The 19,720-nt window shown below is 52.7% G+C and carries 24 protein-coding genes; 9 read left to right on the top strand and 15 right to left on the bottom strand.

The genetic code is table 11. The features are described 5' to 3' along the window. Nucleotides 1-68 precede the first annotated feature (68 nt). A complete protein-coding gene (locus tag LEPTO7104_RS0126285; protein ID WP_017301572.1) occupies nucleotides 69-806 on the top strand; it encodes an HAD family hydrolase in 738 nt (245 codons plus the stop codon). Nucleotides 807-809: 3 nt separating this feature from the next. Further along, nucleotides 810-1,949 carry a TIGR03364 family FAD-dependent oxidoreductase gene (locus LEPTO7104_RS0126280; protein ID WP_017301571.1) on the top strand — a complete coding sequence of 380 codons (1,140 nt, stop codon included), beginning with the start codon at nucleotides 810-812 and terminating at the stop codon, nucleotides 1,947-1,949. A 248-nt stretch (nucleotides 1,950-2,197) separates the two neighbouring features. Here the strand turns inward: LEPTO7104_RS0126280 and LEPTO7104_RS0126275 are convergent, their stop codons facing one another. Together LEPTO7104_RS0126275 and LEPTO7104_RS0126270 are read right to left on the bottom strand one after the other, a co-directional pair. Beyond that, nucleotides 2,198-2,839 (bottom strand): response regulator transcription factor, encoded by a 642-nt coding sequence (locus LEPTO7104_RS0126275; RefSeq protein ID WP_017301570.1) that lies wholly within the window; start codon nucleotides 2,837-2,839, stop codon nucleotides 2,198-2,200. Then, nucleotides 2,836-4,068, bottom strand: a complete 1,233-nt coding sequence (locus LEPTO7104_RS0126270) for a sensor histidine kinase (protein WP_017301569.1) — start codon at nucleotides 4,066-4,068, stop codon at nucleotides 2,836-2,838. Before LEPTO7104_RS0126270 ends, LEPTO7104_RS0126275 begins: the two co-directional genes overlap by 4 nt. A 161-nt stretch (nucleotides 4,069-4,229) precedes the next feature. On the opposite strand from LEPTO7104_RS0126270, the gene LEPTO7104_RS0126265 reads away from it, so the two are divergent. The 5 genes from LEPTO7104_RS0126265 to LEPTO7104_RS0126245 all read left to right on the top strand — a co-directional run bounded on the left by LEPTO7104_RS0126265 (nucleotide 4,230) and on the right by LEPTO7104_RS0126245 (nucleotide 7,832). Next, complete coding sequence (locus LEPTO7104_RS0126265; RefSeq protein WP_017301568.1) at nucleotides 4,230-4,655, top strand: hypothetical protein; 426 nt, start codon at nucleotides 4,230-4,232, stop codon at nucleotides 4,653-4,655. Nucleotides 4,656-4,742: 87 nt separating this feature from the next. Further along, complete coding sequence (locus LEPTO7104_RS0126260; protein WP_017301567.1) at nucleotides 4,743-5,276, top strand: Coq4 family protein; 534 nt, start codon at nucleotides 4,743-4,745, stop codon at nucleotides 5,274-5,276. Between the two features lie 29 nt (nucleotides 5,277-5,305). Continuing rightward, nucleotides 5,306-6,340 (top strand): MBL fold metallo-hydrolase, encoded by a 1,035-nt coding sequence (locus LEPTO7104_RS0126255; protein ID WP_196358153.1) that lies wholly within the window; start codon nucleotides 5,306-5,308, stop codon nucleotides 6,338-6,340. A gap of 839 nt (nucleotides 6,341-7,179) precedes the next feature. Further along, a complete protein-coding gene (locus LEPTO7104_RS35445) occupies nucleotides 7,180-7,425 on the top strand; it encodes an antibiotic biosynthesis monooxygenase (RefSeq protein WP_225887049.1) in 246 nt (81 codons plus the stop codon). A 2-nt stretch (nucleotides 7,426-7,427) separates the two neighbouring features. Further along, on the top strand, nucleotides 7,428-7,832 hold the full coding sequence (locus tag LEPTO7104_RS0126245) for a GNAT family N-acetyltransferase (RefSeq protein WP_017301564.1): 405 nt from the start codon (nucleotides 7,428-7,430) through the stop codon (nucleotides 7,830-7,832). A gap of 121 nt (nucleotides 7,833-7,953) precedes the next feature. On the opposite strand, the gene LEPTO7104_RS0126240 is transcribed toward LEPTO7104_RS0126245, so the two are convergent. From LEPTO7104_RS0126240 to LEPTO7104_RS0126205, 8 genes are all read right to left on the bottom strand, one after another. After that, entirely contained in the window at nucleotides 7,954-8,346 is a 393-nt protein-coding gene (locus tag LEPTO7104_RS0126240; protein WP_155523792.1) for a hypothetical protein, read from the bottom strand. A gap of 103 nt (nucleotides 8,347-8,449) precedes the next feature. Then, on the bottom strand, nucleotides 8,450-9,367 hold the full coding sequence (locus LEPTO7104_RS35440; RefSeq protein WP_017301562.1) for a TIGR01777 family oxidoreductase: 918 nt from the start codon (nucleotides 9,365-9,367) through the stop codon (nucleotides 8,450-8,452). A gap of 33 nt (nucleotides 9,368-9,400) precedes the next feature. Beyond that, nucleotides 9,401-9,850, bottom strand: a complete 450-nt coding sequence (locus LEPTO7104_RS0126230; protein WP_017301561.1) for an anthrone oxygenase family protein — start codon at nucleotides 9,848-9,850, stop codon at nucleotides 9,401-9,403. Nucleotides 9,851-9,912: 62 nt separating this feature from the next. Further along, entirely contained in the window at nucleotides 9,913-10,605 is a 693-nt protein-coding gene (locus LEPTO7104_RS0126225; RefSeq protein ID WP_017301560.1) for an SDR family NAD(P)-dependent oxidoreductase, read from the bottom strand. Between the two features lie 142 nt (nucleotides 10,606-10,747). After that, nucleotides 10,748-11,155: a hypothetical protein gene (locus LEPTO7104_RS0126220; protein WP_017301559.1), complete on the bottom strand. Its 408-nt coding sequence runs from the start codon at nucleotides 11,153-11,155 to the stop codon at nucleotides 10,748-10,750. 298 nt (nucleotides 11,156-11,453) lie between these two features. Then, on the bottom strand, nucleotides 11,454-11,990 hold the full coding sequence (locus LEPTO7104_RS0126215; protein ID WP_155523791.1) for a hypothetical protein: 537 nt from the start codon (nucleotides 11,988-11,990) through the stop codon (nucleotides 11,454-11,456). 74 nt (nucleotides 11,991-12,064) lie between these two features. Continuing rightward, complete coding sequence (locus tag LEPTO7104_RS0126210) at nucleotides 12,065-12,580, bottom strand: hypothetical protein (protein ID WP_017301557.1); 516 nt, start codon at nucleotides 12,578-12,580, stop codon at nucleotides 12,065-12,067. A gap of 156 nt (nucleotides 12,581-12,736) precedes the next feature. After that, nucleotides 12,737-13,471, bottom strand: coding sequence for an SDR family oxidoreductase (locus LEPTO7104_RS0126205; protein WP_026073099.1), 735 nt, complete (start codon nucleotides 13,469-13,471; stop codon nucleotides 12,737-12,739). A 142-nt stretch (nucleotides 13,472-13,613) separates the two neighbouring features. Between LEPTO7104_RS0126205 and LEPTO7104_RS0126200 the strand changes: the two genes are divergently transcribed. Next, complete coding sequence (locus tag LEPTO7104_RS0126200) at nucleotides 13,614-14,030, top strand: winged helix-turn-helix transcriptional regulator (RefSeq protein ID WP_017301555.1); 417 nt, start codon at nucleotides 13,614-13,616, stop codon at nucleotides 14,028-14,030. A gap of 180 nt (nucleotides 14,031-14,210) precedes the next feature. On the opposite strand, the gene LEPTO7104_RS35435 is transcribed toward LEPTO7104_RS0126200, so the two are convergent. From LEPTO7104_RS35435 to LEPTO7104_RS0126180, 3 genes are all read right to left on the bottom strand, one after another. Next, nucleotides 14,211-14,735 carry a hypothetical protein gene (locus LEPTO7104_RS35435; RefSeq protein ID WP_017301554.1) on the bottom strand — a complete coding sequence of 175 codons (525 nt, stop codon included), beginning with the start codon at nucleotides 14,733-14,735 and terminating at the stop codon, nucleotides 14,211-14,213. Between the two features lie 147 nt (nucleotides 14,736-14,882). Beyond that, entirely contained in the window at nucleotides 14,883-15,422 is a 540-nt protein-coding gene (locus LEPTO7104_RS0126185; protein WP_017301553.1) for a hypothetical protein, read from the bottom strand. Then, nucleotides 15,419-16,054: a cysteine hydrolase family protein gene (locus LEPTO7104_RS0126180; protein WP_017301552.1), complete on the bottom strand. Its 636-nt coding sequence runs from the start codon at nucleotides 16,052-16,054 to the stop codon at nucleotides 15,419-15,421. The genes LEPTO7104_RS0126185 and LEPTO7104_RS0126180 overlap by 4 nt, the downstream gene beginning before the upstream one ends. A 215-nt stretch (nucleotides 16,055-16,269) precedes the next feature. Between LEPTO7104_RS0126180 and LEPTO7104_RS35430 the strand changes: the two genes are divergently transcribed. Then, on the top strand, nucleotides 16,270-16,614 hold the full coding sequence (locus tag LEPTO7104_RS35430; protein ID WP_017301551.1) for a winged helix-turn-helix transcriptional regulator: 345 nt from the start codon (nucleotides 16,270-16,272) through the stop codon (nucleotides 16,612-16,614). On the opposite strand, the gene LEPTO7104_RS0126170 is transcribed toward LEPTO7104_RS35430, so the two are convergent. Further along, nucleotides 16,611-18,052 (bottom strand): IS3 family transposase gene (locus tag LEPTO7104_RS0126170; protein WP_225887048.1). Its coding sequence is split into 2 segments (ribosomal slippage): nucleotides 16,611-17,674 and nucleotides 17,674-18,052, totalling 1,443 coding nucleotides; the frame shifts between segments, so codons are not numbered across the junction. The genes LEPTO7104_RS35430 and LEPTO7104_RS0126170 overlap by 4 nt on opposite strands. A 285-nt stretch (nucleotides 18,053-18,337) precedes the next feature. Continuing rightward, nucleotides 18,338-19,720 (bottom strand): alpha/beta fold hydrolase (locus tag LEPTO7104_RS0126160; RefSeq protein ID WP_017301549.1); only part of this gene is annotated, 1,383 nt, incomplete at its 5' end.

Genomic DNA, 19,720 nt, shown 5'->3' with positions numbered 1-19,720 from the left:
CGTCCCATACCTGGCTTAAAACCAACTACTCCCCTGGAGGGTGGATTGTTTTTTAGGAGGTGATCTCAATGGCCGACATCAAACTGATCGTATTCGACATGGCGGGAACCACCGTCCGTGACGACAACGAGGTGCTGCATTGCTTCTTTGCAGCGGCAAAGCAAACTAAATTGGTGGCCACTGCCGAAAAAGTCAACGCCATGATGGGGCTGCCCAAAAAGGTTGTCTTTCAAACCCTATGGGCTGAACAGATTGGGGCCGATAGCACTGATTATTTTGCCAATGTAGACGTTTCCTACGACTGCTTTCGGACGGTGTTAGAGCAGCACTACCGCACCCAACCCGTGGAACCTACGGCGGGCTGTCTGGACCTATTTGACTGGCTGCGATCGCAATCCATTGCCATTGCCCTGACCACAGGCTTTTACCGAGAAGTGACCAACATTATCCTTGACCGGCTGGGCTGGGATCAGGGTTTGGATCCGACCTACTACGTTGGATCCCCGGAATCCACGATTCAAGCGTCTGTCACCCCGTCGGAAATCTACGGCAATGAAGGACGCCCCGCCCCCTTCATGATTCAAAAAGCGATGTATCGCCTAGGCATCAATGATCCCAAAACCGTCGTGGTCATTGGCGATACCCCCTCTGATTTAGACGCTGGTCGCCACGCCGGGTGCCTTTATGTTTGCGGCGTCACCAATGGCACCCATACCAAGGAGCAACTGGCCCAGTATGCCAATGACGGCCTGTTTGACTCGATGACCCATTTCCAAAGCCAACTTGAGCAGTGGTTGGAAAACTGAACTATGACCGAGACAAAATCTACCGAAATTGCCGTTGTTGGAGCCGGGATTGTGGGCATAGCCCATGCGCTAGCTGCTGCCCGCCGGGGCCATCAAGTGACCGTATTCGAGCGCAGCGATCGCGCTGTCGGGGCGTCTATTCGCAACTTTGGTATGGTGTGGCCGATTGGACAGCCGCCCGGCCCCCTGTACAATCGGGCGATGCGATCGCGCGAGATTTGGCTAGAGATGGCAGCGCGGGGCGGCTTTTTTTGTGATCCGGTCGGGTCGCTGCACCTGGCCTACCACCCCGATGAACTAGCCGTGATTGAGGAATTTGTGGATATTGCAAAACCTGCAGGCTACGGAGTGCAGCGGTTGACCGCCGATGAAACGGCTATGAAAAGCTCTGCTGCGGTAACTGACGGGTTACTAGGGGCGTTGTGGAGCGATACGGAGGTGATTGTTGATCCGAGAGAGGCGATCGCCGCCCTACCCAAGGTCCTTCAATCTGACTTCGAGGTAGATTTTCACTTTGGCTCAACGGTTACCGAAATCAGCTATCCCCAGCTCACCGTGAATGGCGAAACCTGGAGTGCAGACCATATCTTCGTGTGCTCCGGGGCTGATTTTGAGACGCTATACCCCAGCCTTTACCAGAGTAGCGGCATCACCAAATCTAAACTGCAGATGATGCGCACCGCCTCCCAACCAAAGGGGCATCGCATTGGCCCGGCCCTCTGCGGTGGGCTCACCCTCACTCACTACACCGCCTTCGCGGACTGTCCATCACTGCCTGCCTTAAAACAGCGGTTCAGCGCCCAACTCCCTTTTGCCGTGGACCGGCACATTCACGTCATGATGTCTCAAAACGGTCTGGGCGAATTGATTTTAGGCGACTCGCACGAATACGGCCTCACCTTCGACCCGTTTGATCGGGCTGACATCAATCAATTTGTGCTGAGCTATCTGCGAGGTTTCGCTCAGGTTCCTTGTCTGGATATTGCCGCCACCTGGCACGGTATTTACGCCAAACTACCGGGCAAAACCGAATTCATTGCCCACCCCGAAGTGGGAGTCACTATCGTGAATGGCTTGAGTGGGGCTGGGATGACTCTGTCTTTTGGCTTGGGCGAAGAGGTCATTATCCAAACACTAGAATAGTTGGCACTGGTTCCTTAACCTGTTGCGAAACTTTGGGATTTTTCAAGGTTAGGCACTGGTCTCTAAAGAGGTGATGAGTGGCCACAAGCCTTTGTGTGCAAGGATTTGAGCTGCCTTTAGCAAAATTCCCTGAAAAGCTTGGCTGACAAGGCTTTTAGGATTCCATCACCCGTTAACAGTCCAATGCCGGTGATTGCCGGAGTTGAGGTCACGAACTTCAACCAGGGGTTTGAGTTCGTGTAGGGTTTCTAATCACGTTCCAGTGGCAAGGACACGGCGAGGAGGGCGGCCTGGGTGCGATCGCGCAGCCCCAGCCGTCCCAAAATATTGGTCACATGGTTCTTGACGGTTCCCTCGGAGAGGAACAGAGCTTCGGCAATTTCGCGATTGTTGGCTCCCTGACCAATCAGCACCAGCACCTCCCGCTCCCGTGGCGTTAATTCCTTAAATCCAGGAGGGATTTCAGGCTTGAGGGGTGCAGGTTGGGCCACCACCATTTTTTGCAAAATGCCGGGGCCAAATTGGGCATAGCCGCGATGCACCGCGCGAATGGCCTGAGCTACTTCCTCCGAGGGGGTGTCTTTAAGTAGATAGCCGACGGCCCCTGCTGCCACGGCTTGCTGGACCAGTTCGTCGTCTTCAAACGTGGTGAGCACCAATATTTTTAGATCGGGATACTGGTGCAAGAGTTCGCGGGTGGCAGCAACGCCATCCATGACGGGCATGCGGATGTCCATCAACACAACATCGACCGCGTTGGGTGTAATGAGGAGGGCCTCCCGACCATTTGCCGCTTCGCCGACAATCTCCAAATCCGCTTCCAGAGACAGCAGCGCCTTGAGTCCCTGACGCACGATCGCCTGATCATCCACTAGCAAAACGTGAATCATGCTACCTCCGAAGGTAAAGGTAACCAAACTTGTACCGTGCAGCCCTGGCCGGGAGCGGTAGTTAACTGCACTTGTCCCCCTTCCGCCTGGGCTCGTTCTTGAATGCCACGCAGACCAAACCCTGTTGTGTTTTCCTGAGGATTGAAGCCCAGGCCGTTGTCTTGCACGGTAATGTGCAATCGTGATACGTCTGGCAACGCCTGAATCGCGATGCTAACTTCACTGGCCTGAGCATACTTGCAAATGTTGGTGACGGCTTCCTGCACAAGACGATAGACCGTTAGCTTCAAAGATTCGGGTAGGGGGGGAGAGTCCACCGACACATTGGGGGTAACCCCCGTAACCTGCTGGAGTCGTTGAGTGAGGGGCGCGATCGCCTCAGCTAAATCCTGCTGGGCCAAAGGCGTTTGCCGCAGGGTCGTTACGGCCTGCCGTGCTTCGTTGAGGGCCGTCGATCCCATCTCTTTGGCCTGCGCCACAAAGGTTCTGGCCTGGTCAGGATTGGCGTCCCACAGCTTTAAGGCTCCCTCTAGCTGAATGTTTAGCCCCGTTAAAGCATGTCCCAACGAATCATGGATTTCTCTCGCAATCCGGGTGCGCTCCTGATTCATGGCTAGCTTTTCAATTTGTGCTGCTGATTCGCGGAGTCTTTGATTGGCTAGTCGTAATTCTTCTCGCCGTTGCCGCTCCGACAAGAGCGCATTCATAAACAGCAGCAAAAACACCAGCAGCACCAAAAACATCACCATCAGACTGAGCCGCACACCGATGAGTTGCGTGACCAGTCGTCCACTGGAGCGCAAGGGAAAGGCCTGCTCTAAAGTCGCCAACCGACGCTGCACCACACTGAAAAAGAAGATAAACGTGGCACCGGTCACCAGCAAGCGACCCCAAAGGCCAAACATCAGGCAACTCCGCATGACCAAGACGACTTGCAGCAGCGGAAACAGCCGCAGGCCAACGGCACTTGAGCAGGCGGCAATAACTAACAGGCCAAACTGTAGAGCGACATGGCCGATTTTCAGTCCCAATGGCCTCGTCGGCAACCAAAGGCCCAAGGCTCCGAATCCTAGAATTGTCAGCAGGGCCAAGACGGGAAACCCACCGCTGCGGGGCAGCACACTGGGAGAAAATTCGCTGATTAAAGCGATCGCCACTAGCATCCATTCTCCGTACAACAAAAACGGAAACGGATGATTATCCAGGCGAATGGTGCGAATCGACGGCATGAAAAGACTTAACGGTGGGCATGTTCTATCTAACCCCACTTCAGTCTGCATAGAACATGACCAAAGTCATGGGCACGACATGACCTCCTAGCCAATATTTAGCGTTGTCTCCTGGCTAAATTGAGAGCGTTAGAGTTCACGACTCACTGGGAGACAAAACCATGCAACGCTTCTTTCATCTCGGACTGATCAGCCTTGCCGCTACCGCAACGTTGATGATGGCTCCGCTCACCCTAACTGCTGCCAACGCTCAAGTGTATCCCTTGCTTGAGGAACTCGAACTGAGTGACGACCAGCAGGCAGCCGTGCAGGACATTTTTCAAGACCTGAGCGGCGATTTAGACGGCATCCTGACCGACGAGCAACAGGAACAATTTCAGGCAGCGTACCGAGAATTGCAAGATGTGCGAGCAGCCGTCCAGGCGATCGACAACCTGACGACTAGTCAAAGGGGAGACCTCCGCAAGGTGCTGCAAGACACCCAAGCCGATTTGCGTGAAGTACTCACTGACGAACAACTGGCGGAACTACAAGAAAATCGTCAACAACCAACTCGTCAACAACGTCGCCAAAACCGTCGTCGTTAACAAAACTGAGACAGAACCCGAGGATTCGACCGCCTCCTTCCCTCTGAATGACCACATTTGCTGACGTTGTAATCACACAGAAATCCCATGAACACCTCTTCCGTATCGTCCGTAGAAAAGATGCAGACCCAGCGAGTCGATCGCTTTTTGCAAGTGTTGGGCTGGGTTACTGATCGCCTCGATCTCAACGTGCCGCCGATTGTGGAAATGGACTATTTGCGATCGCTCCCCCCCGGCACCCTCGGCCATGCCTGGGCGGAACACCTTGATGCCAATAGTCTTTCCCCGTTCGTCCGAGGGCCACGCCGCCAACAACTCCACGACGGCATTCATGTCTTAACCGGCTATGACATCGACCCCGTAGGTGAAGCGGAAGTGCAGGCATTTTTACTCGGGGCCAAGTTTCGGTTAGCGAACATGCTCATTGGGCTGGGAGCTCTGCGGGGCATTCAGCGGCAACGGCGGCAACAGATCCCGGCGCTCAGTCATGCGGCGGTGCGATCTCGCTTACTCACGGCCTATCACCGGGGTCGCAACGCCCACTTCGATCCTGATACCTGGCAACCGGAGAAGCTGTGGGCGCGATCGCTTGTCGAGGTGCAAGCAGACTTTGGAATTTAAGGAGACAATGAGTCGTTCAACTCAAAATGATGAAACAAGCCCTCGGATTTCTCGCTAGCCTGATTGTCATAATCATCGCCTTCGGAATTTGGGCCTGGAATTCGGAGACAGCCCAGGACTGGATGCTCGAAAAAGCCGTGACCGCAGAGATGGCACGTCCTGCCAGCATGGATAGCTATGAGGGGCTTAAGGTCTTTCTTTGTGGTACCTCGTCCCCAATGCCCGCCCGTGGGCGGGCTCAGGCCTGTATTGCCGTTCTCGCTGGAGAATCACTGTATTTAGTTGATGCCGGTGCTGGCTCCGCTCAGGTTGCTACCCTTGGGCGCTTGCCGCTAGAGCGCCTCGAAGCGGTCTTCCTGACCCACTTTCATTCCGACCATATCGCTGCGCTGCCTGAATTCAACCTTAATTCCTGGGTAGCTGGGAGGCCCAAGCCGATGACCGTATATGGTCCTGATGGCGTGTCGGAGGTGGTCGATGGCCTGAATACCGCTTATCGGCTCGACTCAACCTATCGGGTGGCCCATCATGGCGAGGAGCTTTTACCTCCCGAGCTTGGGGTGATGCAGGCTCAATTGATGGAGGTCGGCACGGTGCTTGAGATGGGAGCTCTGTCCATCACCAGCTTCCTGGTGAATCATGATCCAATCCGCCCTGCGGTGGGTTATCGATTCGATTATCGGGGCAGATCCGTAGTCATTAGTGGCGATACAACCATTACACCGGGCCTCATCGAGGCCGCTGCCGGGGCAGACTTATTACTTCAAGACAGTTTGTCGCTGCCGATTATCGAGACGCTTGAGCAGGCCTCAGCAGGGACGCGATTTGGGAAGATTTTGCATGAATTTCAGAATTATCATGCACACACGAGCGACCTTTCAGATTTAGTTGAACAGAGTGGGGTGCAGCAGCTTGCCCTTTACCATCTGGTGCCACCGCCTCAGAATGCTCTATTCAAGAAGATCTTCTCGCGGGAGCTGCCCAAAGGTACCGTGCTCACCGAAGACGGCATGATGTTTGAACTCCCTGCAGCCAGCGACGATGTGTTAAGGATCGATCCCTAAATGGGGGTGAATTCAAAAAGGTGGGCAGATTGCTATGAATGTAATGCGTTAAAAATAATCGAGTAGTTGCCTGCGCGCGCAGCTAGCCGAGCTGGCTTGCGCTGATGCAGCCGGGGAGAAATTGTCCTACTCTGCGTTGGACAAACTTTGGAACTTTTCACGAAAGAGCTGCCGAGGGAGATTGGGATGCTGGTTGCGGCGCGGGCAGCTACTCCAGGACTCAGAGTTATTTCACTGGATGTCTCCCTTTGCAACCGACTCATGGTTCTGCCACAGGCGTTTCACTAAACATCGGACTGCTCCGTCCGGTCAGAATAATGTTTCAACTGAATCGCATCGCGCACCTGGTCAAGCAAGCGCCTTAGTGGAGCTGAACTATCCACAAATAACTCTGTACTTGCCAGAAGGGCATCTTCAGTTATCTGCCCCCTAGACGCCAGGGATTTATACTGAAATTTCTCGCATAAGATCTCTATGGGGGTGTTGAGGCAGACAGATTTCTATCTAAGATCCCGCGTGGGGGTATTAGGCAGAAATTTTCCCTCTAATTACGAGTTACAGCGTTTCTTGATCCCATAAGGTACAGCACAAGCTCTGAAACCCTTGCCACGCAGGAATCTCAGATAAAAATCTGTACCTCACCCACCCGGGAACCGCTGTATACAGCTTCACTTGTCGATGGGAGCATTCCCTGTAGGTGGTTAGTAAGTCCGGCAGCTTTAAGGATGTTTTGATCGAACTGAATTAGTATAAGTTTCATTGAATCCTGGAAAAAGATGATCTCAAGAATCTGGCATGGTAGAGTACCAACCTCTAAAGCCAAAGCATACCGAGAATTTTTGAACACACGGGCTATCCCTGATTATCAATCGGTAGAGGGGAATGTCGGTGTCTACATTCTTGAACATCCTGAAGGAGAGGTAACGCACTTCATTACCCTCTCGTTTTGGGAAAGTATGGAAGTCATTCAAGGTTTCGCTGGTCAGGATGTAGAAGTTGCGAAATATTACTCGGAAGACGAAGATTTCCTACTAGAGTTTGAACCAAGAGTCGTACATTACGAAGTTGTAGGTCAATCCCACTAGACATGATTACTTTTTCTGAGCAGCGAGATATTGCGATCGAGCAGATTCTCCCCATATACGAGTTGAATGGTTGGTCTTCAGCACAAAAACCCCAGGCATTGTATCAAGCGTTACTTAACTCTCATGCCCTTGTCTCGGCGTGGAATGGCGAAAGGCTTGTGGGCATTGGCAATGCAATTTCAGATGGGTTTTTAGTCGTGTATTATCCCCATCTGTTAGTTCATCCAGATTATCAAGGTCAAGGCATTGGCAAAAGAATCATGGAAATCTTAAAGAAGAGATACGAACAAATGCACATGCACATGCTTGTAGCTGACAGTGAGGCGATTTCATTTTACGAGAAATGTGGGTTTACAAGGGCTGGGAAAACAGAACCAATGTGGATATATGCTGGTAATGATCATTGAACAAAAGTGATTCAGCGATCGCTGTATAACAATCGCAATGCACCGGAACAGTTCAGTTGGTTGGTTGCAAAAGTTATCTGTGTCCGGTGATTGCGACCGTTAGGTAGCTTCACGCTCAGCTCTAAACAGGCTTTGGGCGTCCCCACCAAAAGGCAATGGCTAAACCACCAAAAAGAAAGGCTTCACCCATCGGAAGAAAGCCAATCCATGCTCTGACATCAGCACTGCTGAACACAATCACCAATCGATAGAACGCCATTAACGCCATACCCATGGCATTAGCAGGGGCGAGGACACGCGCCAGATCCATGTCCCGAGAGGCTACACGTAGACTCAGCCCCCAGGCCATTAGCACAGAGCCCGTAAATGCCACAAAGTAATACCCTACGCCATCCACTGGAATGGGTGACTGACCCGTGCCCAAGAAAACCAGCATCACGGTAAGTAGGGTAAAACCAAGTAATATCAGTGATCCACCGGTAATACCACATAACCTTCCATAGGCAGAATTCATGCATTTACTCCCAAATCAAATGCCGGTTTCTCGAATGATGTGAACCACTAGACGGTGAAATCTATAGAGAGGCAGCACACAATCTCCATCGAGCCATCCCTATCTAACGGCTGTAAATTTCTCTCAGGCACTGTTCGATGTCTTGATCTTGGAAGACAAAGCCTGCCTCTAGCAGTTTGCGTGGTGAGACGCGCTGCCCCGTCAGAACCAGTTCTTGCCCTAGTTGCCCCATCAGCGCTTTGATCAAGAAAGCGGGTGCAGGGACAAAACTTGGTCTGCCCAACGCTTTGCCCAGGCTTTGGGCAAAAACTCGATTGCTACAGGCCCCTGGCGAAACAATGTTGATAGGGCCGTTGAGGTCGGGATGGTCAAAAATGAACTCGATGGCGGCCACCAGATCGCGCAAACTGACCCACGACATGATTTGCTTCCCCGTGCCAGATTTTCCCCCCAGGAAATAACGAAACGGAGCTGCCATTGTCGGCAGAGCCCCCCCATCGCCGTCAAGTACGAATCCGATTCGCAGCAGCGCCACCCGATTACCCACTTCCACGGCTGGCTCCGTTGCCTGCTCCCATTGGTCAATCATCTCCTGCAAAAAGCAAGTGCCTGTTCTGCGATCGCGGTCAGCTTCTGAAAACGCCTCGTGGTCATGGTCATAAAACCCGTAGGCACTGACTGCTGACGCATTAATCAGACGGATATCTGGATTCTGTTTACAGACCTCTACGCAGATTTTGGTCGCATTTAGACGGCTATCAGTCATGACTTGCTTATAGGCATCCGACCACGATTGTTCACCGACACTGGCACCCGAAAGGTTGATGATGACACCTAACTCTTGAGCTGGGGATGCCGAAAATTCCTCCCAGGAATAGCAATCTGCTGCAAATGGAAATTTTTGTTTAAGCCGCTGAGGGGTTCTTCCCACGAGCACTAACGGACAAGACTTTTCATGGAGCAGCTGAACCAGCCTGGTGCCAACCAATCCGCTGGCTCCGCAAACGACGACTTTTTTCATGAGCAATACCCTTTGAATTCAACTCTATTCATGTCACGACTTTTTGAAACCTAAAATTGCAAAGACGGCGGCGGCGATCGCCACCACCACTCGCACCCAATGCAGTAACACCCAAATTTGCAATCGGCTGGCTGCTTTTGTCGCGCTATACTTCAAGTCCATGAAAGCCAGGTTGTTAGGCAAATGGTAAATTAGCGTAATGGCTACGGTAATCAATAATCCAAATAAAGAAACCAGCCACAGTGATCGAGTTGCAGGGGTATTCCAATTGAAGACAACAGCCAACAGGGTTGCAATCAAGGCAGGCAAGAGAGTAGCTGCCGTAGGGGGTAAAAGCAGCGGAAACTTCACCTTAAAATCTTCCATAAAGGCAATTGGATCAATGAATTGCCAATATCTCGCATAGCTCATGCCGATATTAATCATGTTGCCAGCAAAAGCAGCGGTGGCAATAATAGCGACAATGGCTACTATGTTTTGCATCTTTTTTGAGCCTCCAAGCTGAGGGTAAGATTCATATAGGGCAGGAGAACAGATAACTCGGCTCAAAACCGTTCGACCCAGGGACGTAGCTCTATTTCCCATGTCCAAGCGCTGCGGTGCTGCATTAAGGTGTTTAGATAGGTTTGTGCGATCGCATCCGGTTCTAAAAAACTGTCCGGCTTATCCTCAGGCTGCGGTCGGTGATGCGAGGCAATGCTCCCATCAATAATAAAATGGGCCACATGAATATTCTTCGGCGCTAGTTCTCTGGCCATACTTTGAGCCAGCCCGCGCAGGGCAAACTTACCCATCGCGAAAGGCGCAGAAAGCGCATAGCCTTTTACACTCGCAGAAGCACCTGTGAATAAAACTGCCCCATGCCCCTTTTCTAGCATTCGCTTCACGGCCTGCTGGCCTACGAGAAAACCGCCGAAGGCTGTGACGGCCAATGTTCTTTCAACATCGGCAGGCTTCAAATCAACCAGAGATCCCTGGGTGCGGTAGCTAGGATTGTAAACCACTACATCAGGCGAGCCAAGGCGATTGTCAAAGTCAGCAAAAAGCTGCTCAACCTCATTTTGCTGCGAGGCATCGCACTGAAAAGCCTGTGCCTTAATCTGATCGCAAAGAGGCGTCAACTTTTCAGTATTTTGAGCGGCTAATCCTATCGTCATACCGTTTTCAGAAAAAAGGCGTGCTATCGATGCGCTGAGTCCATTGCCTGCACCAACAATCAAAGCGGTTTTGAAATCCATAGTCTTGAATTAATTCCCTGTGGTATCGACGTAATAATTTTCAGATTCCCTTGCGCTAAAAAGTATTGCCAACTGATCTTCTGCTCTCATCAGAAAAAACGCGATGATTGCACCGATTGTTGACACCGCCTGCCCTCTGAACTCACGTTTTGAAATGGGCGACAACATCGCGGCGGAACAGCAGCCAGAGCGCGATCAGCTGCAACACCACAAAGATGCCAATGCCACCATAGACGGTTGCGGGCGAAGCCATCTCTGCTGGCATTGGGCTGATATATTGCGTGATCAGACCTTGGGAATAGTCAAAGGCTCCGACAGCGTTATAGCCCACCAGCATGCCCCAGACCCGGATTCCGCGCCACGTCCAAAACAGGAAGAGCATTACCGGCAAGAGGAAGCCGAGGATGGCATCGCTTAGCCACGGACCAAACCAACCATCTGGAGCAGGACCGCCGAACATTTCCACTGTGGGAAGGAAAAGGACTGTTTGAACCCGGAAAAGCGTTGCTGCCATCAATATAGCGATGGCCCATCTGACTCTTTGGGTCATTGTCGATACCTTTTTACTGAGTCTTCTTTTTGCTGAGTCTGCTGGCGTTACCCCGGTTGACTGACAAATCTCCGAAATGCCTTTTATTGCGTAGGTTGGGTGGCGCGATAGCAGAACCCAACGAAACTATCTCTGGCGTTGGGTTTCACTGCGTTTCACCCAACCTACCTCCAAAGTTTTGTCAATCAACCTCTGAATGTTTGGTCAGTGTTCCGAGCATGCCGTCGGGCGACAGGGCGGCGAGGCCACCATTCTCAACATCCGTGATGATCAGCGTATTGTCGGGCAGGAGTTTTGGTCACAATTGAGTTCCTCGTTGCATCGATGGCTGTTCAGTCCGTCGCTGCCGGGTTGCGTTCTTTATGGCCGCGCGCAGGGTCGCCAGGATAGCCAACACAAAGCTCGCCAGGGCCAGCGCCACCCGAACCCAGTGAAGCGCAATCCACATCTGGATCGTGCCGACCATTTCCTCAGGGGAGTACTGGCCCTGGAATGACGCGATCACGACCTGAAGGTGGTATCCCACGGTGATCGTGCAGTTGATGAGCCAAAGACCCAGCGCCCAGGACCAAAGCCGCCGAACACCGTTGCCCTTGGGTGACGTGAATGTTGCGGTAAAGAGCGAGATCGTTTTTGTGAGTGCGACAGGGATGATCGTGCAAGCGATCGCGATCCAGTATTTCGGGAAAAGCTCGACCAGTTGCTCACCGCTCATCGCTGGCACCAGGTTGCCAAGTCCCAGAAAGACAATTCCGAAGGAGAGGCCGACCATGGTACCGCCGCCTGCAAACAGTCCAGTGGCGACAACGGCCATGAAATGAGATCGTTTGGACATAGGATATTTCCTCTATTGACTATCTGGAGGCGTTACGAGATCTGTGTCCTCGCGCTCTGGAAAAGTAATTTTCATTAGGTGTTTTCAATCCTTTTAAGATCTTCATTTCCCTTATTAAGGAGACGATAAACAATGTAAATGTGTGCAATCAGAAGGGTCGGGAAAAACAAGATCGATACAAACCACATCGTGCCGATGTATTGATTGAACAGATCAAGCCCGATGGCGATGCGCCCGACATTCACGATGTCTGCAACTCCGATAAAAGTGAAGAGCCAAATCAGCGGTACTGCCAAACTAGACTTCCCTCGCAGGGCCAGCGCTGCAATTAACGCGCTGAGGCCAGCCAGTAAATCGCCGTAGGCGATCGCAGACAGCGCTTGTCGCGGCAAAGACGGATCTACCTGACCAACAACCAGCAATGCAAAGCCCGCAAAGCGAAAAACGTGCAATAGCAGCAGCGGCAAAACGGCTTTTTCAAAGGGTGACTTTGAGAGCCTCGGTTGCACGTACCAGAAAAATATCAATGTGTATAGAACTAATCCGATGGTGCTCTGAATGCCCAGGATAGTCCAGTTGTTCAGGATCATTTACTATCTCCGTGCTTAAGTTATCGGTATCGAGTCAGATGACTGAATATTTCATCTTGCGCTGCCCTAAATGAATCGTTAGGCCTATGCAACGACTGAGGGATCGCAAGTTTTAGCAGTGTCCCCTAACCTTTAGATGCATCCGAATCATTAGCTCTAGACGTTCTTATTCATTTGCTGAAAGAGCAATCCGGGTGCTAGGCGACTCATCAGCTTCAGCTGCGCTGACTGGCCAGGAGCAATTTCGTCAGTATTGTTTTTAAGCCCTTTGATCAGGGCTGCGACTAACTTTTCAGGCGATATGCGGGGGAATGACGGATCGAGGTCAGCCGCCAATGGAGTATCGACGACCGGCGGCAACAGCTCCACCACCCGAACAGAAGTATTCGCCAGTTGCGATCGCAGGCTTTGGGTATAGGAGTGCAAAAATGCTTTGCTCGCGCTGTAAACCGGGGCCGCAGCATAGGGCGCATAGGCTAAGCCGGAGCTGACGTTGACAATCACCGACTCCCGTTTCAGCATCCCAGGCAAAAAGTGGTGAACCAGACGCACCGGGCCTGACACGTCGATGTCGATTTCCTGCAGCTGTTTCTCCAGCGGGAAACCCTGGGTGACATCAAACGCGTGCATGATCCCGGCATTGTTGACCAAAATATCCGTGCCGCCCGCCGCATCCATAGCGTCGCGCAGGGCGACAACAGCCGCCTCGTCAGCCACATCGCAGACCTGGGACGAAATATTGGCATGGTGGGAAGCCGCCGCCGCTAGCTTCGTCTGATCGCGGCCCGTGATCACCACGTGGGCACCTTCAGAAGCGAGCGATCGCGCCATTGCCAACCCAATCCCTGAACCGCCGCCCGTGATGACGATACGCTTTCCGTTGAGATCCATGGATAGTTCCTCAGCCAGTCATGGCCAGTCTGGTTAGCTTGCAAAATACAAGTGATTTAACTTGCGAAATAAGAGTAACGTTTTGGCTGGCAAAATGCAAGCTATAATTTAGGGCCCTTGAACTGTTTGCGATCATCGATTTATGCCGTCTGGCAAAGACATGCCGCGCTCAAACTGCCCGATTGCCTGCGCTCTAGATCTATTAGGAGACCGATGGACGCTGGTGGTGCTGCGCGATGTGCTTTTGGGGCAGCGCCGCACGTTTTCAGAAATTGCCGCTGACGAAGGCATCGCCACGAATACCCTGACCGATCGACTGGAGCGATTGATCGAGGCTGGCGTACTTGAGCGGCGAAGAGATCCCCGCGATGGCCGCAGTCGTCGATATGTACCAACCGAGAGCGGTCTAGAACTGATTCCGGTACTAATCGAGCTGATGGTCTGGGGGAATAAGTACATGTCGAGGACTGTTCCTGCCGAACTTTTGGCCCGTGCCGTGGGCGATCGCGATGCTTTACTGGCAGAACTTGTCGAACGTGCCCGCGATTCTGACGACTAGCAGGAATGGATATGATGTTGGCTTTCATCGCTCACTATTTCGATGAGCTGGTCAAGCGAACAATCATGAGAACTTGCATGGCATTTCTTTGATTTTGTAGATTGGTAGTTGAAGAAATTGGTGTGATTCGCGAGCACTTCAGGTGCGCCAAGGGCGATCCAGACCCTGGAAAACCCTACTTCAAACCCAAACTCCAGCCAATGCCTTACGTTCGATGTCTTTCCCAAACAACGGGGTTTCTTCGTTGATGTGTTGCTGAAGGGGAGTGTTCTCTGGCGGCACATCTTTCATTGCCTCGTTTAGTGCGGTTACGAACGCTTCGTTCTCACTTTTCGAGAGAACGCTGCAAGTAAGCTCACAGCGATTCTCATCAAGTTGCGCCACCTTTAGCTCCCAAGTAATTTGTGAAAAGACGTAGTCTGTATCATTTAGCCAAAAAACGCTATTGGGTGAAAAGCCCACGACATGATCTCTTTCCGAAACCGTCTCGATGTAGTGTTGAACCATGAACATGCCGCCCACGGTTTCTAAGTTTACCGAGAACCTTTTTCCGGAAACCAATTTCCCTTGCGCTGCACTTTGGTGCCCCTCGGCGCAGGCCGCATATTCTTCTGAACTAATCGTAAACATCCATTCACCTAAATTTATAGACTCTATAGGTGCGTTAATGATGGCTTTTGCGGTGGCTTCTCCGACTGTAAGCATGAAATGGCTCCTGTTTTTGTTGGTTGAACAATCGCTTGCGGATCAAAAGCAGTAATACACACGATTGCTTGTCGTATGCAAGGAATTTTGGAGTGCTTTCGCTTTCTCAGGCGGATGGCCTGCGCCGAACGATGATTGGATTTGGCGTCAGATGAAGAGGAAAGCGAAGGGGAAAACACCGAACAGACCGTAGAGTCCCGCCAGTGCGCCGGGCGAGAATGATCTCCCGCGGGTGAAGATAAAGACGCAAAATATACCAAGAGCGGCCTCGAACGACAGCGCCGCCGGCAGGTTCAGGCGATACCAGTCGGTCCCAAGGGAATAGCTTTCAGGGCCAAAGACATGGTGCTCGTAGCCCGTAACCAGGTCTGCCAGCCAATGGCCCAACGACAATGCCATGGCAGTAAGCGCGAACACACGACGGCGCGTCACCGCGAACGCGATCGCACCGGCCAGCAATGTCCAGCCAATCTGGGGGATCAGGTCGTGACTAAATGTCATGTCGACTATTACGTTCGCCAGGGTCGGTCCGTCGGCACCCGTAGGAGCCATTGTCTCAATGCCGAGCGCGACGAAAGTGAACATCGCGATATCGATCAGAAAGGCACTGACAAGAAGAAGCCACCAGGGCATTTCCGGCACTGCGCGTTTGGCCACCAGCGTCGTTGCTGCATGTCCCGAGATCATGCGGCGTCCTCACTAACCAGTCTCGAAACAACCTCTGCCGTGGTGAGAATGGCGTGCGCATAGGTCGGGCCGTTGACTTCGTGGGCGGCGTGCATGGCTTCTGCCGACATGGCCGCCGTTGCATCGCGTACCAGCGTCACATGGTAGCCGAGTTCGGACGCATAGCGCGCGGTAGTTTCGATACAGGTGTTGGCAATCATCCCGATGAAGATGACATGGGTGATACCGTGCTGGCGCAGCTGCACATCCAGGTCGGTATTGGCGAAGCTGGACGCACCCCAGTGTTCCTTGACGACGATGTCGCCAGGTTCGGGGCCGAAGCCCTGATACCACTTGCCGCCCCAGCTGTCGACGGCGAACAACTGGTATTCGTGCGCCGCACGCTGTGAGGGTGTCAGGTTCGCCCATCCCTCGAAATCCGTCGGCTTGTGCCGATGGTGGGGCAGAATGAAGATCGGGATCCCGGCCTCGCGCACAGCCGCACGGACCCGAGCCAGGTTGGCATGAAGGTCGACCGACCGGGCCACCTCAGCGACCTGGGGCCACATTTTGCCCTCCTCTGCAAGGAAGTCGTTGTAGGGGTCGATGAAGAGTAGCGCGGTGCTACCCTCGGGATATTTGGTTTCGTCCATGAATCGTTCCTTTCCGGGGTAGTGAGGCGAGCAAGTCCCGCACGTTTTGTTTCACAACATGACTGTTCAGCTAGCAAGGCAGGACGTCACGATTAGGGGTAGACGCACAGTAGCAAAACACAAGTCATTTAACTTGCAAAACAAGAGTAACTTTTTGACTGGCAAAATGCAAGCTATAATTCTGAAGCCCTTGAACCATCAGCGATCAGCGATTCATGCCGTCTGGCAAAGACACGCCGCGCTCAAACTGCCCGATTGCCTGCGCTCTAGATCTATTAGGAGACCGATGGACGCTGGTGGTGCTGCGAGATGTGCTGTTGGGGCAACGCCGTGCGTTCTCAGAAATTGCCGCTGACGAAGGCATCGCCACGAATACCCTGACGGATCGACTGGAGCGATTGATCGAGGCTGGCGTACTAAAGCAGCGACGGGATCCTCGCGATGGTCGCAGTCGTAAGTATGTTCCTACCGATAGCGGCCTGGAGCTAGTTCCAGTCCTGATCGATTTGCTGGTTCGGAATGTGTCAACAAAAATGAGACAGAAACTAAAAACAAATTAGTGTGGAACCGCCTGGCTGTTAGGAGCTGCTATCGGTGGATTGATCCAAACGGCATTGGGCACCACGGGTGGAGTGGGCGGATGATGGACAAAGCGCTCAGGATGGGCGAGATAAGCCGTGTTTAAAACGGCTTGTCGTTGCTGAGTGACGACGTCAGCTTGGCCTGAATGCATCACCTCAGGGGTCAATAGACCAATGCCCCCATGATGATGGACTTGGTTATACCAGGCAAAGAAGTGTTGGCAAAAGGCCCTGGCATCTTCGATACAGCCAAACTGTGTGGGAAACGTGGGCTGATATTTCAAGGTTTTGAATTGCGCCTCCGAAAACGGATTGTCATTGGACACCTGGGGACGGCTATGGCTCTTGGTCACGCCCAGATCAGAGAGCAGGAACGCGACCGTCTTCGAGGTCATTGACGTACCCCGGTCAGCATGGAGCGTCAACTGCCCCGGCTCAATGGCCTGCTTCTGACAGGTGAGTCGAATCAAGCGCTCGGCCAACGCGCCCGATTCGCGATGCGCCACCATCCAGCCGACGACATAGCGACTGAAGACATCGAGAATCACATAGAGCTGAAAGTACGTCCATTTTTGGTGGCTACGGAGCTTTGTGATGTCCCAAGACCAGAGTTGATTGGGCGCGGTGGCCAACAGTTCTGGCTTGGTATACGTGGGATGCTGGCGTTGCTGACGCCGGTCTTGGGTCTCGCCATCAGCGGCCAACAGTCGATACATGGTCCGTATCGAACAGAGGTAGATGCCTTCATCCAAGAGCGTGGCGTAGACCTCAGCCACCGAACAATCCATAAATCGTTCTGAATTGAGCCAGGCTAACACCTGCTGCTGTTCTGCCACAGACAGGGAGCGCTGCGGTTTAGGTCGAACCTTAGGGGCAGACGGCGTGGACGGGCTACGCTGACGATACAGGGTGGCTCGACTGACGCCTAACGCCAGGCAAGCCGGGGCAACGCCCACGTCGAGCGCCAGGGTCTCAGCAGCACGGTTCAGTCGGGCTCGTCGCAATGGATAGGACTCAGAGAGATCCCCATTAACTGCGAAGTCTTTTTTTGGATATCGATGATCAGTTCGGCCTGCTGCATTTTGTGGCGCAGCTGTTGATTCTCTCGGCGCAATTGCGCCAGCTCTTGTTGAACCGGATGCGGAATTGTGGCTTTGCAGCCCCGCTTATTATCGGCCAGCGCTTGCAGTTGCCCCTGTTGTCGCTGGTTGCGCCAGGTACTCAACTGCGATGAGTACAGCCCTTCTCGTCGCAGTAAGGCCCCGATTTGACCCAGCTCAGTGCACCGATCTGCAGCTTGTACCATCTCGAGCTTATAAGCGGCGGTGAATTGACGGCGGACAGGTTTTTCTAGAACTTCGGGATCTAGACGGGCGGCTTTCCCATTGTTTTCAGGATTCAAGAGCTGCGATTGCATAGAGTCTGACATGCGGGATAACCGTTCCTTCTACTCTAATTGGGACTGGCTAAGCTGTCTCATCTATTGTTGTCACAGTGGGGTTTGGGGGCGCAAGCATACTCCAGGCACTGACTATGCTGAAATCGCTGCTCGCACAGTGACCGACCGCGAAGCGTTAATAGTGGAACTCGTCGAACGTGCCCGTGAGGTTGGCGAGGAGCTCGATCTCCCATCGACCTAAGAGTCTTCTATCTAAATAAACGTCCCCTATGATGTCGCCAACTCGGCCCGTTGGGCCTATGTCTAAAATCCTTCGGCTGAGGTTCGTATCAAATGAAGTTTGATGGGCTCTACACTGACGGCCTCAACGTAGGCAGACGTTAGATAGGGTCGATACGACTCATCATCGCGTAGGTAGAATTTTCCATGGGCAATGACTAAGGACGCCAGCAGGCTCGAAAACACGGCTTCATTTTCTTCAAAAAGCTCAACGATATTGTTACTGGAGTTAGTGATATCGAGGACTAATCGAGTCAGCGCTGTGGAATGAGAAATGTTTTCGGCTAAATATAGGTAGCGCTCTGGTGTCGTCAGGGCCTCAAAGGCAACCACCTGTTCTAGGGCAACGGGAGTCGCAATATCAGTTTCTCCACCCATGAGTACCACTGGAATCTGAATAGTGCTCAGCCCCGTTTCGCCAAAGAGGCCGCTAACTGGAGCGAGGGCGAACACAAAGCCGATGCGGTCGTCGGTCAGACTACCGTCGGTTAATTGTTGGATGGCACTGGGCACCGCTGCTAGCTCTAGGGTTCCGCACGTCAGTAAAAGTGCGATGTTGATAGCATTTGAGCCAATATCCGCGTCTAAATCACATTGCTGCTCTAGATAATTCATATCAATGGTGCCACCTGCGGCTGCTAGCGCGGTATAACCACCAAACGAGTGACCCATGATACCCACGTTATCTAACTGAAGATGCCCCTGAAATTCAGTCGCATTGAGCTGCTCTAGCGTATCGAGTAGAAAATGAATATCTAGCGGGCGATCAATAAATTCCATCGGGTCAAAAAATTCCTGATACAGGCCCTGTGCCAGACCCTCTAGGTAGGTCTGGTTGCTGCCAATGTGTTCTGGCATCGCCACAAAAAAACCATTTGATGCCAGCCCTCGAGCAAGATTGACCGCTTCTGGATGGTTGCGGATAGTACCCAGGCCATGGGACAGGATCATCACCGGCAGGGGGCCTTGAATGGCACCGATGTCGGCGGGTAGATAAAGGTCAACGGGATAGGTGCGATTTCGCTGGCTGTCGTTTAATAGTAGCGATCGCTGCTCCACCGCAAACTGACCGTTTTCGCCTAGGGTTGGCAGGGCGCTATAGTCCAGGGCTGGCGCCGCGGCGGCAGTGGCCCGCGACTCTTGGGCAACAGCGCTGATCAACTCACCAGTAGTCTCCAGGCTGGTATTGACAGATTGGGCCACAGCCTGAATTTGTCGCAGATCCAATCGTAGCTTGCGGGTCGGGTAGTGACGGATGATGTTGAGCAGTGAAAGCCCGTTGGGATCGGCGGCAGCCAACAAAATGGCAGCTCGAATAGCTTGCCCACCATTTTGGCGAGCTTCAGTTTCAACCAACTGCCCGAACAAGGATAAGAGCGCCTCACCACTGGTCGTGTACAGCCATTG

The sequence above is a fragment of the Nodosilinea nodulosa PCC 7104 genome (genome assembly GCF_000309385.1).
GTDB lineage: Bacteria > Cyanobacteriota > Cyanobacteriia > Phormidesmidales > Phormidesmidaceae > Nodosilinea > Nodosilinea nodulosa.
Note: the sequence above shows the minus strand (reverse complement) of the source record. Positions and strands in the feature narration are given on the sequence as shown.

Coding starts and splice junctions, on each gene's coding strand:
- LEPTO7104_RS0126285 (WP_017301572.1), top strand. CDS start 69: ATGGCCGACATCAAACTGATCGTATTCGACATGGCGGGAACCACCGTC.
- LEPTO7104_RS0126280 (WP_017301571.1), top strand. CDS start 810: ATGACCGAGACAAAATCTACCGAAATTGCCGTTGTTGGAGCCGGGATT.
- LEPTO7104_RS0126275 (WP_017301570.1), bottom strand. CDS start 2,839: ATGATTCACGTTTTGCTAGTGGATGATCAGGCGATCGTGCGTCAGGGA.
- LEPTO7104_RS0126270 (WP_017301569.1), bottom strand. CDS start 4,068: ATGCCGTCGATTCGCACCATTCGCCTGGATAATCATCCGTTTCCGTTT.
- LEPTO7104_RS0126265 (WP_017301568.1), top strand. CDS start 4,230: ATGCAACGCTTCTTTCATCTCGGACTGATCAGCCTTGCCGCTACCGCA.
- LEPTO7104_RS0126260 (WP_017301567.1), top strand. CDS start 4,743: ATGAACACCTCTTCCGTATCGTCCGTAGAAAAGATGCAGACCCAGCGA.
- LEPTO7104_RS0126255 (WP_196358153.1), top strand. CDS start 5,306: ATGAAACAAGCCCTCGGATTTCTCGCTAGCCTGATTGTCATAATCATC.
- LEPTO7104_RS0126245 (WP_017301564.1), top strand. CDS start 7,428: ATGATTACTTTTTCTGAGCAGCGAGATATTGCGATCGAGCAGATTCTC.
- LEPTO7104_RS0126240 (WP_155523792.1), bottom strand. CDS start 8,346: ATGAATTCTGCCTATGGAAGGTTATGTGGTATTACCGGTGGATCACTG.
- LEPTO7104_RS35440 (WP_017301562.1), bottom strand. CDS start 9,367: ATGAAAAAAGTCGTCGTTTGCGGAGCCAGCGGATTGGTTGGCACCAGG.
- LEPTO7104_RS0126230 (WP_017301561.1), bottom strand. CDS start 9,850: ATGCAAAACATAGTAGCCATTGTCGCTATTATTGCCACCGCTGCTTTT.
- LEPTO7104_RS0126225 (WP_017301560.1), bottom strand. CDS start 10,605: ATGGATTTCAAAACCGCTTTGATTGTTGGTGCAGGCAATGGACTCAGC.
- LEPTO7104_RS0126220 (WP_017301559.1), bottom strand. CDS start 11,155: ATGACCCAAAGAGTCAGATGGGCCATCGCTATATTGATGGCAGCAACG.
- LEPTO7104_RS0126215 (WP_155523791.1), bottom strand. CDS start 11,990: ATGTCCAAACGATCTCATTTCATGGCCGTTGTCGCCACTGGACTGTTT.
- LEPTO7104_RS0126210 (WP_017301557.1), bottom strand. CDS start 12,580: ATGATCCTGAACAACTGGACTATCCTGGGCATTCAGAGCACCATCGGA.
- LEPTO7104_RS0126205 (WP_026073099.1), bottom strand. CDS start 13,471: ATGGATCTCAACGGAAAGCGTATCGTCATCACGGGCGGCGGTTCAGGG.
- LEPTO7104_RS0126200 (WP_017301555.1), top strand. CDS start 13,614: ATGCCGTCTGGCAAAGACATGCCGCGCTCAAACTGCCCGATTGCCTGC.
- LEPTO7104_RS35435 (WP_017301554.1), bottom strand. CDS start 14,735: ATGCTTACAGTCGGAGAAGCCACCGCAAAAGCCATCATTAACGCACCT.
- LEPTO7104_RS0126185 (WP_017301553.1), bottom strand. CDS start 15,422: ATGATCTCGGGACATGCAGCAACGACGCTGGTGGCCAAACGCGCAGTG.
- LEPTO7104_RS0126180 (WP_017301552.1), bottom strand. CDS start 16,054: ATGGACGAAACCAAATATCCCGAGGGTAGCACCGCGCTACTCTTCATC.
- LEPTO7104_RS35430 (WP_017301551.1), top strand. CDS start 16,270: ATGCCGTCTGGCAAAGACACGCCGCGCTCAAACTGCCCGATTGCCTGC.